4 protein-coding genes, 7 pseudogenes and 1 other annotated feature are annotated in these 13,313 nt (G+C 57.9%); of the genes and pseudogenes, 5 read left to right on the top strand and 6 right to left on the bottom strand.

Annotation, left to right across the window (positions count from 1 at the left end; genetic code table 11):
• Positions 1-1,256: 1,256 nt before the first annotated feature.
• The 4 genes and pseudogenes from QA640_RS38285 to QA640_RS38270 all read right to left on the bottom strand — a co-directional run.
• Positions 1,257-1,751, bottom strand: a pseudogene (locus QA640_RS38285) (DDE-type integrase/transposase/recombinase); the annotation flags it as partial.
• A 55-nt stretch (positions 1,752-1,806) separates the two neighbouring features.
• Positions 1,807-3,322 (bottom strand): annotated as a pseudogene (gene ltrA / locus QA640_RS38280) (group II intron reverse transcriptase/maturase).
• Positions 3,323-3,972: 650 nt separating this feature from the next.
• A pseudogene (locus QA640_RS38275) lies at positions 3,973-4,695 on the bottom strand (IS3 family transposase); the annotation flags it as partial.
• Positions 4,316-4,432 (bottom strand) — a sequence feature (AL1L pseudoknot). (Overlaps the previous pseudogene by 117 nt.)
• Positions 4,696-5,133: 438 nt before the next feature.
• Positions 5,134-5,259: a hypothetical protein gene (locus tag QA640_RS38270; RefSeq protein WP_283037841.1), complete on the bottom strand. Its 126-nt coding sequence runs from the start codon at positions 5,257-5,259 to the stop codon at positions 5,134-5,136.
• A gap of 529 nt (positions 5,260-5,788) precedes the next feature.
• On the opposite strand from QA640_RS38270, the gene QA640_RS38265 reads away from it, so the two are divergent.
• From QA640_RS38265 to QA640_RS38255, 3 genes and pseudogenes are all read left to right on the top strand, one after another.
• Positions 5,789-6,958 (top strand): M20 aminoacylase family protein, encoded by a 1,170-nt coding sequence (locus QA640_RS38265; protein ID WP_283037840.1) that lies wholly within the window; start codon positions 5,789-5,791, stop codon positions 6,956-6,958.
• A 1,168-nt stretch (positions 6,959-8,126) separates the two neighbouring features.
• Positions 8,127-8,794, top strand: a pseudogene (locus QA640_RS38260) (amino acid ABC transporter permease); the annotation flags it as partial.
• Positions 8,795-8,883: 89 nt separating this feature from the next.
• A pseudogene (locus tag QA640_RS38255) lies at positions 8,884-9,099 on the top strand (ATP-binding cassette domain-containing protein); the annotation flags it as partial.
• Positions 9,100-10,303: 1,204 nt separating this feature from the next.
• Here the strand turns inward: QA640_RS38255 and QA640_RS38250 are convergent.
• Positions 10,304-10,543 carry a helix-turn-helix domain-containing protein gene (locus QA640_RS38250; protein ID WP_349253668.1) on the bottom strand — a complete coding sequence of 80 codons (240 nt, stop codon included), beginning with the start codon at positions 10,541-10,543 and terminating at the stop codon, positions 10,304-10,306.
• On the opposite strand from QA640_RS38250, the pseudogene QA640_RS38245 reads away from it, so the two are divergent.
• Positions 10,496-11,296, top strand: a pseudogene (locus QA640_RS38245) (IS630 family transposase); the annotation flags it as partial. The gene QA640_RS38250 and the pseudogene QA640_RS38245 sit on opposite strands and share 48 nt — an antisense overlap.
• 176 nt (positions 11,297-11,472) lie before the next feature.
• Here the strand turns inward: QA640_RS38245 and QA640_RS38240 are convergent.
• Positions 11,473-12,870 carry an IS1380 family transposase gene (locus tag QA640_RS38240; RefSeq protein WP_283037839.1) on the bottom strand — a complete coding sequence of 466 codons (1,398 nt, stop codon included), beginning with the start codon at positions 12,868-12,870 and terminating at the stop codon, positions 11,473-11,475.
• An 87-nt stretch (positions 12,871-12,957) separates the two neighbouring features.
• Here QA640_RS38240 and QA640_RS38235 point away from each other — a divergent pair.
• Positions 12,958-13,256: pseudogene (locus QA640_RS38235) on the top strand (hypothetical protein).
• The last annotated feature ends 57 nt before the right edge of the window (positions 13,257-13,313 follow it).

Here is a 13,313-nt window from a genome sequence, read left to right as displayed (position 1 = left end):
CCGAGAGCCGCTTGGGCGATCTAAACGCTTGCGCGCTCGATCCTCAACGGGGTGAGGCCACGCGATGAGCATGTGGCGGCAGATACCTCGCGCAATCAGCGATGTTTGATTCGATTACGTGAAAGACGAACGAGAGTGCTCTCAAACACGTTTGAGGGTTATCAATCTCATGCAAAAGTTGCGCGCGCCCAGAAGTTAATGGCCAGAGATCCGTTATCTGCCACCGTCCTGGTGCCAGGACCGCGATCCGCTGCTTGACTTTGTAATGGTGCTGTACCTAGACCGTGGACTTGAATACCAGGCCGGCAAAAACCGTACTTCAGAGGAGATTCCGGATAGGTCAAGCCTCTTGACAACGCATCCATCAGATCAGGCTCTCCAAGTTCCTGATCGCACTTCTGTACCCTTTGCCGCCCGAGTAGGGCATCTGTCGGAGAAAGACTCTTGACCTTCCTTCAATCAAAACGATTCCGTACGTTCCTTTTGCACAGATCGAGTACGAAAACCGGGTCGAACAAGCGCGGCGGTTGATGAAAAGTACGGTTTCGACGCACTTCTCGTGACGTCCGAGCACAACTGGCGCTATTTGTTGACGATATTAGCGCGACGCCAAATTCGACTACCAGACCCCGTTTTCTTCTTATCCCTTTGTCTGGTGAAGCGATCGGGATCGTTCCAGGCTCATACGACGATTTTCATAGTCAAACTACCTGGGTGAAAAACTACCGGACTTGGCCCGGCCCCAATCCGAAAGATGAGGGTGTTTCCGCGCTCGTTAAGTTATTGAGTGATCTACTGCCAGACAATGCCAAGATAGGGACCGAACTCGGCGCAGAGAGCAGGCTTGAATGCCTGTTGGCGACTTTTTGCGTGTCGTTGATGCAATCGGACCTCGGACGTTTGCCGATGCGTCGGATCCGATCTTCACTCCATTGCGCATAATCAAGTCGCCTTCGGAGATTGATCGAATGCGTACGGTAAATGGAGTTACTTCGGAGGTGTTTGATAATCTGGCGCCAAAGTTGCGTCACGGCATGACTGAGCGAGAGGTTTGCCGTCTGTATGAACTCGAAATGTTTTACTCGCGGTATCGATAAAACTCTCAAGATCAATTGCGCTTCTGGGCGTGGAGGCTATACACGCTGCTTTGGTGTTCCCTCAGATAAGGTTCTCTCCAATAAGGATCTCCTGTTTATTGATAAAGGCTTTTTATTCAACTGACCGCCCCGGGTTTGCCGGAGGCCATTTGGTTTAAGTTATGCCGCCATTGCTGGTTGTTCCAGCATGGCATAGTAGCGTTGTTCGGCTTCGGCCGGCGGGATGTTGCCGATGGGCTCCAGGAGCCTTCGGTTGTTGAACCAGTCCACCCATTCCAGGGTCGCGAACTCGACGGCCTCGAAACTTCGCCATGGTCCACGCCGATGGATCACTTCGGCCTTGTAGAGGCCGTTGATGGTTTCGGCATTGTCATAGGAATCTCCGAGACTGCCAACGGATGGCTCCACGCCTGCTTCAGCCAGGCGCTCGGTGTATTTGATCGAGACATATTGGCCCCTGTCGCTGTGGTGAACAAGCCCGCCGCGATGGACGGACCGTCGATCATGTAGTGCCTGCTCCAGCGCATCGAACACGAAGCCCGCATGCGCCGTGCGCGAGGCCTGCCAGCCCACGATCCTTCGAGCATAGGCGTCGATGACGAAGGTGACGTAGACGAAGCCTGTCCAGGTCGCGAGTGGAGTAAGAAGCGCGAGCGCGCTTCTCCTCCCCGAACCGTACGTGCACCTTTCAGCGCATACGGCTCTCTGTTCAAGCTTGGCCCATGGCCATAGCAACATCATGATAGTGCGAGGTGACAGTGCTGCGGGTTTCTTTTCGGAAGATGTAGGGATTTTCCTCCGGATTGCGCCACCGGAACTGCGCCTTCGGGCTTGAAACAAGCCGGTAAAGTGCTTTTCCGTGCGGCGCGCCGCGTTCATTCCGACCAAACACGAGCCAGGTTTTCGCCTTGCCCAGTTCCGGGGTTCGGTACCATTTCCGCATCAAAGGTTTGATGCGAGATCGGTATTTGTGCCCCAGCCAATGCGCCATTTTCCAGAATACGACATGGTCGATGCGCCGGAATACGTACGCGGTGAAGTCGGTGAACTTGTAGAACGCTGCCCATCCCGCCAGTTGACGGTTCAGGCCAGCGATCATGTCGACCGTGCTGACACTATGATTGCCGGAAAGGGCTTCAGTGAGCCTGCGAACAAACCCCTTCGCCTTTTCCTTGGGTATCGTTGTGACGACGGACATGCGCCCGTGCGACCCTCGCTTGCGAATGATCCTATGCCCCAGAAAGACGAAGCTGTCATTGACGTCGGTGATATGGGTTTTCTCCATATTCAGCGTCAATTTCAGCTTGCCTTCCAGAAAGGCGCGGCATTCTTCGCGGATTTCCTCTGCTTGAGCTTTGGTCCCTTTTACGATGACGACAAAGTCGTCAGCATATCGGCAATAAGCAACCGCCGGCTTCCATTGCCGGTTCTCTCGAACCGTAATAGGGCGGCCCAGTTTGATGCCGAAGTTCCACGCCCAGCGGTCCTTGCGAGCCTTGTCGCTCAGGTATTTCGCCTCCAGCCACGCATCAAACTCATGGAGCATGATGTTGGACAAGAGCGGTGACAGCACGCCACCTTGCGGAACACCCTCGCTGGAGGCTGTAAACAGGTCACGGTCAATGTGGCCTGCCTTCAGGAACCGCCAGAGAAGATCAACAAACCGCCCATCCTGCACTCGTCGCCGCACACATTTGATAAGCAGCCGGTGATGGACCGTGTCGAAGTAGCTTGCCAGATCACCTTCGATGATCCAGCGGCCCCTCGTCATTTCGGCTCCATCCTGGAGCTGTATCTTCACGGTGCGGACGGCATGGTGCACGCTCCGTTCAGGCCGGAAGCCATAGGATAGGCGATGGAAGTCGCTTTCCCAGATTGGCTCCATGGCCATGAGCATGGCTCGTTGGACGATGCGATCCGTCAGAGTCGGAATACCCAGTGGGCGTAGCTTGCCATTGGTTTTCGGGATATAGATTCGCTTCACCGGCTGGGGGCGATAACTCTCGTCCAGCAGGCTTTTCCGCAGTTCATCCAGATGCTGATCCATCTGACCTGCAATCGTTGCTTATCTATTCCGTCGATGCCCGGTGTTCGTGCGCCACTTGACGCCAGAACAATCCGAGCGGCCTCGGCAAGCCATTCCCGATAAGGAGGCGATCGAACCTTCGGTTCGGATCGCTCTCGGCCCATGTCGCAATCTTGTGCTGCATTTCACTGATTATCAAAGGTCTTCACCTCATACGGTCGGGTAGTTTGCACTCCAAGCAGTTCGAACTGTTCCCCTTCGCCATGTGGCAGGCTTTCCCTGCCGCGGACTACTACGGAAACTCCGCCAGCATGGTGGACATCAGGGTCAACTCCCTTGCGACGCAAAGCATCCTGGGCATTCCATCATGCCCTCCCTCGTTCATATGCTGGACGTCATCGTATTGGTGAGGCTGCCGGTCGCAGACTTTTCCCTTGCTTTCCGCAAGTCGATGCCGATGCCATGCTCTGGCTGCGTTCTCCCCATGACCCCTCGCGAGCGTCCTTACATCTGGGCCCGCGTTCGGATGCCGGCCGTCCTATCTGTCCGGGAGCATCATCAGCATTCCACCTGTTAAGTCGTGTAGACGGAGGCGACATTTCAGCCCTCAGATGCGGGTGAACCGGTTCGTGTTCCTCAACCTTCCAATACTTCAGCCGCGGGGACCATCTCGGCTTAACGGCTTCGCCTCAATCCCCTTTACCTGCGGGCTACGTCACCCTGCCAGTTGACGACAGGTCACCGCCGCTTGGGCTCATGTCCCCGCACAGCAGAGGAAAAGTCATTGTTTTCTCCTTTCTCTTTTGCATTCCAGTCATACGCTTCCCCAACTGTGGGGCGAGGCGCACCATAGGTGAAGTCGGAGAGCCAAAGGGCATTCGGTCGTGGTGCCTTGAAGTGGCGGTCGACGTGATCCTGCGGGCATGGCGCAGCCTTGTCGCTGATCGTGGTCTTAACGGATTTGCCGCGGATCACCCCTTGCAAACCCATGTCGCATCAGTCGCGACACTGTGCAACGGGCAACGTCGAAGCCTTCGCGTTTGAGCTGTCGCCAGACCTTGCGCACGCCGTAGACGCGGAAGTTCTGATCGAAGACGCGTCGGAGTTCGATCTTCAGGGCGGCATCTTGCCTGGCGCGCGCCGACAGCTTGGCCGGATCGCGCCGCTTGTCCACATGGGCGTGGTAGGTCAAGGGGGCGATCGGCAAGACCTTGCAAATCGGCTCGACCCCATGCGCCCCACGATGATCATCGATGAAGGCGATCATCGCTTGGACCGGCGGTCGAGCTCCGCCATCGCAAAATAGGCGCTTGCCTTGCGCAGGATCTCATTGGCCTGCCGCAGCTCGCGGTTCTCCCGTTCCAGGGCCTTCAGCTTCTCGGCCATGTCGGTCGGAACGCCGGCACGCTGCCCACTGTCGATCTCGGCCTTCTTGACTGTGCAGCCGATCTTGGCCGCAATCGAGGTCACCGCCGCCCAGCGCGACGGGTGCTCGCTCGCGTGATCCAGAACCATCCGAACCGCACGGGCCCGAACCTCAGGTGAAAACTTGTTCGTCGTCTTGCTTGTCATGGCTCCATCCTCTCAGGAGTTGGAGCCTCCGGCAAACCCGGGGCGGTTCAGAGTCGATGCGTACCGCCCCCATTGTTCTCGTGCAGAACAAAAGCCGTCATCACAGAGGTGACGGCCGTCATGTTCGCGCCGTCACGTGCTGACAGGTTCTGTGGTATTCGCGCCATCAGCAGCAGATGCATAGATCATGTTCTCGGCCTTGGCCGTCCACATTTGGTCGGCAGAATTAGCTGTAATTCCCTTTCGGTATGATTACGTAGCTTGTGGCGATCGTTGCCCTCGACATTTTGCTACTTTCGCGCGCGATCGTCTGCCGGAGCGCAGCAATGCTGCGTCTTTATCCAAAAAAAACACGACACCAACGCGAGGGCAGGTCTAACGTGGCATATGGCCAGGACATATCCAGCGATTCCTCAAACGAGTATCCCATTCCTGAGATCAGGGTACGAGAGCCCGCACGAAATGGTGCTTGCGGCGGTGCTGCGTGCCGGCCTTGACGCACTTCTGGTCACTGCACTTAATCATCTCAGGTATCTCGCCGGAGATGATGGGGGTGGGGCGCATTTTGCCTCGTTCCCGCTGATCCTCCTGCCAGGGCGACCGCGGACCTATGTTGTGCGAGAGCGTGAAGTGTCGACCGTTCGCGCGATAGCTGCATCGACGAGATCGTCTCCTATACCCAGAAAGATGACCTTGCCGAAGTGTGTGCCGATGTCCTTCAGCGCTATGGGCTTGTATGATGATGGAAATCGTGGGCTCGAAACTTGGGTATGACAGCAGGGCTGGTCCAGCGCGTCGTCACTGGTCCGTGTCGTGAGGCCGAATCTCCGCATGCTTTGTGGGTAGAGGTCCTCGACACTTGCCGTGGTCAAACCTGGTGCGACACCAGTTGCTATCAACTGGATGGAACGCGGTAACCTGAGATGGGAGGCAGCTGCGACCAGGCATGCTCGAGACCGGAATCGCACATGCGGATCATTTATTAGCCGAAAGCGGTGGGCCACGACATCCTAGTGACGGAGCACGGTGCGCAAATACTCGGTCGTACACTGGAAACACTTTATTGTACTTGATTCGTAAGCTGGAGTCTTACATGTACAGCGTCGAAAACTTCCGGGATCTGCAGCGTGAGGCGACCGCTTGGCGCCGCTATCTCCATGAAAATCCAGAGCTCGACTATCAGCTACATAACACTGCGAAGTTCGTAGCCGAAAAGCTCGCGTCATTCGGTATCAACCATATCGAAACGGGGATAGCTGAAACCGGCATAGTGGCATTGATACAGGGCGAAGGGGGAGAAGGACCGACGATCGGATTGAGAGCGGATATGGACGCTTTACCGATCCTTGAAGCGTCAAAAAAACCTTGGTCGTCGAAGATTGCCGACAAAATGCACGCATGCGGGCATGACGGTCATACGGCCATGTTGCTGGCCGCGGCGAAATACCTTGCGTCTACGCGCAACTTCAGGGGCTCCGTTGCCTTGATCTTTCAGCCGGCGGAAGAAGTAGTGGCGCCATCTGGCGGTCAACGGATGGTTCAGGAGGGGATCATGGACCGTTTCGGCATCTCACAGGTTTTTGGAATGCACAACAGGCCGGGCATAGAGATTGGTAAGTTCGGTATTTGCGATGGCCCGATCATGGCCTCGCAAGACGACTTCGACATTGTCGTGAAGGGGAAGGGGGGGCACGCGGCCAAGCCGCATGAGACACTCGATCCAGTAGTCATTGCGGCGCAAATCATTGTCGGTCTTCAAACTGTGGTCTCGCGCAACACAAATCCAATAGACTCCCTCGTAATTTCCGTCACAAAGCTGAACGCAGCTCAAGCTTACAACATCATTCCGGATGATGTTGAAATGTCCGGCACCGTAAGGACTCTCTCACCCTGCCTGCGTGACTTCGCCGAACGACAGATCCTGGCATGCGCCCAAGGTATTGCGCGCGGATTTGGCGCGGACGTCGAGTTCAGGTACTATCGATCCGCCCCGGTCACCTTTAACCATACGGAGCAGACCGATCTGGCGATCAGGGCGGCTCGTAATCTCGTGGGAGCCGCCTCCGTCGACGACAAGATGAGAGTGACCATGGGGGCGGAGGATTTCGCCTATATGCTTGAGGCGCGTCCCGGTTCTTTCATTTTCCTCGGTAATGGACCGACCGCAGGTCTGCACCACCCAGCCTATGATTTCAATGACGAAGCTCTCCCCTACGGTATCGGCTATTGGGTGAACCTGGTCCAGACAGTGCTGGCTAAATAAAGTTCTTCGCTGCTCGGAGCTCGTGAGGTTCTCTCGTGTCCGAACGTTTGAATGTAGCGCGCAGGTTGCCGACTGACTAAGGCGGCCGTTCCTGTGGTACGGAACGGCCCTTGCCCGGCCGAGACGATCTCGGCGCGATCTCGCCTTGCAAGCAAAAATGTGCGTTGAGACTTGTCCGCGAGCTTGTTGGTATATTCGGACGAAAGTTGCTCGCAGCCGATTTCCAAAGGGCGCTTGCGTGTCGGCAAGCTCAGCATCCACTATCCACTGCTGCATGCGGCTCATGGTCTAGCCGTGGGCGTGTTGAAACTGGTGCGCAAGGGGGCGCTGTCATGCGTCGCTTTGGGCAAGACGCTCGAGCAGTAAGACGTGACGCATGAGCACATCACTGGCGCGCTGCAAGCGCGCCCGTTCACGCTAAAGGCGGTGAGGATGATGGAATTGGTGGACAACGAGGCGGCAAAGTAAATTCCTCATGCCACAATGGAGCTTCAAGTGATCAAGTGATCAAGTGATCAAGTTGGCTCTGCCGGCTCGGTCTCAATGGGACGTCGGATCACTCGAGTTTCCAAGAACAGGCATCGCAGTCCGGAAGAGCAATCTCTTCCATCGCATGCTCGAGAGTGTCTTGCGCTGCTGCATCGATGAACGGCTGCTCGGTGGTGAAGGAGTCTCGGTCAATGCGAGCTTGATTGGGGCCGACGCCATTGAGGCGACAAGAGACTTCCAACCGCAGGTTGCGGGTCGAGCGATCAAAGAGTATCTGACTTCTGCGATGGTGCCAACTTTGGCGGCGACTGAGGTCATTCGAAGTTCGTGTATGAGAAACAAAGTGTCCAGGAAACTGAAGGCGCTCCAATTTGCGGACGCTTGACTGATGCCTCAGACAGAGAAAGCGTCGTGCCCGCCTAATTCATCGCAGGATTCGGGCCGCAGATTGAGCGAATTTGAAGTAGTTCAGCCTGAGGGCAATATAAACTCACCAACCCGTGATCCGGTCGGTCAGCGCGCTACGTGAGTGCGTGAGCGGCGAGGCGAACCTGCTTGACATTGACCGAATGATAGATCAGGCGGCTAACTAGGGACGTAGTATGTTGCTCGAAGTAAGTGGCCGGTTAGTGAAAACGATCAGGGCGGTCACACAGAAGAATTGTCCCAATTCGAGCATGTGCGTCGGAGGCATGTGGGCAGATATTTGGCGCTGCGGTAGCTTTGTGGATCATTCTGGTGTTCGCTCATGGGCAGATCGAGTGGTCTGTTACGGGGCAATACCTCACGGCGAGGACCATCCTGATCGGACTCGGCAACACGGTCTTGCCGGCAGTGCTGGCAATGTCGCTGATATTGCAATAGGCGTGGCCGTTGCGATCATGTAGTCTTCGGCCAGTCTGATAATCAATTGGGCGGCGCTTGCCTATGTGTGGTTCTTTCGCGGCATCCTTCATTGCTGCAGCTGCTGTTGTGGTTCAATCTTGCGCTGGTGTTTCCAACCATCGGGATTCCAGGATTGTTCGAGTGGCGCACGGTGGATGTGATGACGCCATTTTTTGCGGCATTGCTTGGACTGGGGATCAACCAGGGGGCATATACATCGGAAGTGGTGCGCGCCGGACTGCTATCTGTCAATGATGGGCAATATGAAGCCGCCAGCGCGATCGGAATGCATCGTCTTCAAGCATTGCGCCGAATAATCCTGCCTCAAGCGATGCGCGTTATCCTGCCGCCGATCGGCAATGAATTTATCGGCATGGTGAAGTGGACGTCGCTGGCTAGCGTGATCCAATTTTCGAGATTATGTATGCGGCAGAGAGTATTTACTACGTGAACAATAGGGTCACGTCGCAAGTCGCTGTCGTGCGACCTCGCGCTCCGGGAGCCGACACGAGGATACCCGATCAACAAGCCGCAACAAAGAGCAGTTCAATGGCATGGTATTTCAGCGGTTCAACCTGTTTCCGCACAAGACGGCTCTGGAAAACGTTATCGAGGCTCCGACCCAAGTACTCAAGGTGGACCGGATGCAAGCCGAAGCGGCCGGTCGTGAACTGCTCGACCGTGTCGGCCTTGCGCACAAATGTGACGCATACCCTGTCGAGCTCTCTGGTGGCCAACAACAGCGTGTGGCGATCGCGCGGGCGCTCGCGAGAGCGGGATCTCCTTCTTGCCGCTGGCCTTGCGACGCGCATTCTCCTCGATATCGGCCATGGCGAAGAATGGGCGCCGCGCATGGACCCAACACGCCGCTTCCCGGATCGGTCCGGGCTGGCGCCCGGCCAGATAGAGCTGCTTGTACCCGTCACTATGTTGAGCAACATATAGTAGCGGCCTCAATGCTATTCTTTGATACGGGGCGCCAGCCCTCCGCGAACAGCGCTTATGCTTTCTTTTCCAATTGGGGATCGCCGCTTTGAAGATCCTATGATTGCGAGCCAGGTCGCCGTCTTCATCGCCTCTCCAGCCAACCTCGTTCGTTGGGCCGCGATCTAACTCCAGTGGAGCAAGCGTGTAGGAACAGGTCAGGTCTGACTGAATTCGGAAGAATAGCTTGAGCAACTTTCCACAGCTCGTTTCATTGTACGTCCCTTAGTCAGATTCCGGGCAGACGGATCATCCTATCGTATTGGCAATCAACGTAGTTTTTCGGCCGACGTTCGATCACGCGCTGCAGCGCTATGCGTACTGCTTCCGAACTCAGCGCTTCGACAGGAACCAACCATTGCGAGCCCTTGATTGCTTGCGTTGCGGACGCCCTTCAGAACGAGGTTCTTTGCTGATCGGACGCAAATTCCAAAGTGTGCCGCAGCCTTCGCAAGGCTCATCATTTTGCCGTCGGATGATGCGGGATCGTCGGCAAGCCCAAGCGTTCGCGCATTTCCCGCACGCGAACAGGTCTCGCCGTCGCCAGTCTTGCAGGGCATCCGATTGAGCGACACGCGAGCTCTCGATCAGGCCAATGACCAGCGCGTTTGCGAAGTGCGTCAACGGCAGTGGTTGCCATATCGCCGGGATATCGGCACGTCTCAACGCGAGCAACACGAACTTCCGTTTGCCGGCCGCCGGTCCAGTGGATGAGCAGAACCGCCTCATTGGTGTTTTCATCGAGATTGCAAACGATCTTTCGGACCACGATGTGAGCCAGCCGCCGCTTGGTGCGTGTCCCTGGACGGTGCATTCCAAACCCGCGGTTGCAAAAGCAAGGCGCGGTCGATCTTGGGACTTTCCGCCGATGCGGCGCGCAGCTCCTTGATCCGCCCCTCAAGCTCGGCAACCCGCTCCAATGCGCTATTCCAGCGCGCCTCGAGTTCACGGGCAACGTGACGCTTCGCCGGAACCACTAGTAGTTCATCACAGTGATTTCGACGTTTTGATGCCGAGCCATTCGAGGATGGGCAAGTTTTCGGGTGGCAAAAGAATCTCGATGCTCCGGGGAACACCGGGCTGACGGCGAATGAAGCCGTTTCGTTCGAGGGTGACGATCATCTGGTGGACTGAGGGCGGGCTGACGCGGAAATGGCGCTGCATGTCGGTTTCGGCGGGTGGACGCTGACGCTGCTGGCCGACACGATCGTCAAGCTCACCGATCATGACAGCCTGTCGGGCGAGACCGTGCGTCGCCGGCTGGCCGAGAACGACCTCAAGCCATGGCGCAGGGACATGTGGTGCATCCCCCATGTCGATGGCGAATACGTCGCCCGCATGGAGGACGTGCTCGACCTCTACGCCGAGGCGCCGGATCCCGTCCGGCCGCTGGTCTGCTTCGACGAGACCCCCGTCCAGCTCATCGGCGAGGTCCGTCAGCCGATTCCAGCCGAGCCGGGACAGCGCGAGCGCTACGATTACGAGTACCGCCGCAACGGCACCGTCAATCTCTTCGTTACCTTCGACCCGCATCGTGGCTGGCGCAACGTCAAGGTTACAGACCGCCGCGCCGACGTGGACTACGCGCACTGCATGCGTGAACTCGTCGACATCCATTATCCCGACGCCGCCTGCATCCGTGTCGTTCAGGACAATCTGTCGATTCATACCGCCGGCGCGCTGTATCAAGCATTTGCGCCTGCCGAGGCCCGTCGCATCCTGCGCCGCCTCGAATTCCACTACACCCCGAAACACGCAAGTTGGCTCAACATGGTCGAGTGCGAGATCAGCGTGCTGCAGCGTCAATGTCTCGGCCGTCGCATCGACGACCCCAAAAGGCTCCGAAACGAGATCGCTGCATGGCAACGGCCGCGAAATAAAACCCGACAACGCATCAAGTGGATGTTCACAACCGACAAAGCCCGCGCCAAACTCCGCCGCGCCTATCCAACGACCTCCAAAGAGTCAAAACCACTGTGATAAACCACTGGCCCGCATTTCTCACATGGCCAATTGCTCTTTGACGAAGGAGAGGTGGATCGGCGGAAGACGATAAGGACCATGGCGCCGAAGGCGCTGATAGCGATTTGGTTTTGAGTGTCTCCGTTGGGCCTTGGTGACGATGCCGCCGATTGAGCGCGTCGCAGCTTCGCGTGTCAGGCCGGCGAGGCGCGGGCTCGGGCGGCTTCAGCCAGGCGGCGCGCGGCGATGCTCCACTGTTGGGCGGCTGGGCAGGCCGAGGCCATGGCAATCTTGATGCGGCGGACGCTGATGCGCACCAGGGCCCCGATCTTGAGGAGCTTGAGGCGGATGGTGCCGCAGGTGGCATCCGCAAAGGTGGTTTCAGCCAGGCCGATGCGCCGCAGGGCACAGATCAGCACATAGGCCATCGAGGCGAACCACAGCCTGAGCTGATTGGCGCGCATGGTCGCTGCGGAAGTGCGGTCGGCGTAAAGGTCGAGCTGACACTCCTTGATGCGGTTCTCCATCTCGCCGCGGGCGCAGTAGATGTCCTCATAGAGCTGTCGCGCGCCCGCCTCGCTGCGCTTGAGCGAGGTGACGACGAAGCGCGGATTGGCCTCGCCCTGCGTCCACTCCGCCTTGGCGACGACGCGGCGCCTTCGGCTCCAGGTGTCGAGCGTGCTCCACTGGAAGTCCTTGAAGCGGCGCGCCGGGCGGCCGGTCTTCTCGGCCGCAGCTTGAGCCGTTGCCAGTTCGTCTGCGATCGTGGCGACCAGGCGCGTGTTGCGGGCGAGCCCGAACAGATAGTCCACGCGGTTGTGCTCGCACCACGCCATCAGCGCCTCGCGCGCAAAGCCCGAGTCCGCCCGCAGCACGATGCGCACGAACGGCCAGCGGGCGCGGATCTGCCGGACAAGCCGCTCGACCTCCGCGATGCTGCCCGCGCTCGCGTCGATGTCGGAGGGGCGCAGCTTGGCCGCCAACAGATGCCGGCCGCAGAACACGTACAGCGGCAGATAGCAGTAGCAGTCGTAATAGCCGTGGAAGAAGCGCCCCTCCTGATGCCCGTGCAGCGGGTCGTCGGTGGCATCGAGATCGAGGATGATCTGCGCCGGCGGTCGCGTGTGCGCCTCCAGGAACAGCGTCACCGGAAGTGCCTCGATCGCCGCCGTGTCATGGGCGATCTTGTGATAGCGTGAAGGTTCGCTTTGGCTCAGCTCCAGCCGGTTCAGCGTCGACTTGCCGGCCACCGGTGCGCAGTCCCCGCGCCGGGCCGCAAGCTTGCCCGAAAGCACCGCCATCAGCGGATCGTGCCGCAATTCGTCATGATCGTTGAGATCTTCATAGCCGAGCGCGATGCCGAAGACCCGCTGCCCGATCAACGTGCCGACCGCATGCTCGATCAGGTCCTGACGACGATGATCGCGAAAGCAATCCGCAAAGCGACCCACCAGATCGATCGCCCGATCCGTCGCGCCCAGCAGCAGCGCTCCGGCATCCGACGTCACCAGGCCAGCATCAAAGGCCGCTTCCACAGCCCGACCTTCAACCCTTCCAAAATCAAACTGCTCTGCGCTACACTCTGTTGGCATCGGGGCATTCCTTGAATCATCGCAAAGTCCTTCTCGCAAAAGAACTTTCGCTGATTCGCGCCCCGATGCGCCTCAACGCTGTGAAAAATGCGGGCTAAGGCCTTTGTCGGCCGCTGGCGCATCGTCGAGATGGACGTCTGGGACAGCGACTTCCTCGATCTTGTCGAAGAGGCGCGTCTCACCTTCCAGCGCAAGTCCGATGGCGAAATCGCCTTTGGGGCTCTCAAGGGCTTCCTGGACATGCGCTACGGCACCCGCGACGGATCGACCTGCGCCTAGTTCTCATGGGAAGGACACGACGAGATTGATCCGTCCTGCGGTCGCGCGTCGGCCACTTCTGCATCCACAATGGCGACGATTCAGCATTCGTGTGCGAACGCGGCTGAGTTCTTCAACAGCCTGCTCTCTCATGTTTGCTGTCAAGGGACTCGATCAAGCGGAGC

The sequence above is a fragment of the Bradyrhizobium sp. CB82 genome, from assembly GCF_029714405.1.
Classification (GTDB): Bacteria; Pseudomonadota; Alphaproteobacteria; order Rhizobiales; family Xanthobacteraceae; genus Bradyrhizobium.
Note: the sequence above shows the minus strand (reverse complement) of the source record. Positions and strands in the feature narration are given on the sequence as shown.

Excerpts from the sequence above, each read along its gene's own strand:
- QA640_RS38265 (WP_283037840.1), top strand. The coding sequence starts at position 5,789 with ATGTACAGCGTCGAAAACTTCCGGGATCTGCAGCGTGAGGCGACCGCT.
- QA640_RS38270 (WP_283037841.1), bottom strand. The coding sequence starts at position 5,259 with ATGCGCCCCACCCCCATCATCTCCGGCGAGATACCTGAGATGATTAAG.
- QA640_RS38250 (WP_349253668.1), bottom strand. The coding sequence starts at position 10,543 with ATGATCGGTGAGCTTGACGATCGTGTCGGCCAGCAGCGTCAGCGTCCA.
- QA640_RS38240 (WP_283037839.1), bottom strand. The coding sequence starts at position 12,870 with ATGCCAACAGAGTGTAGCGCAGAGCAGTTTGATTTTGGAAGGGTTGAA.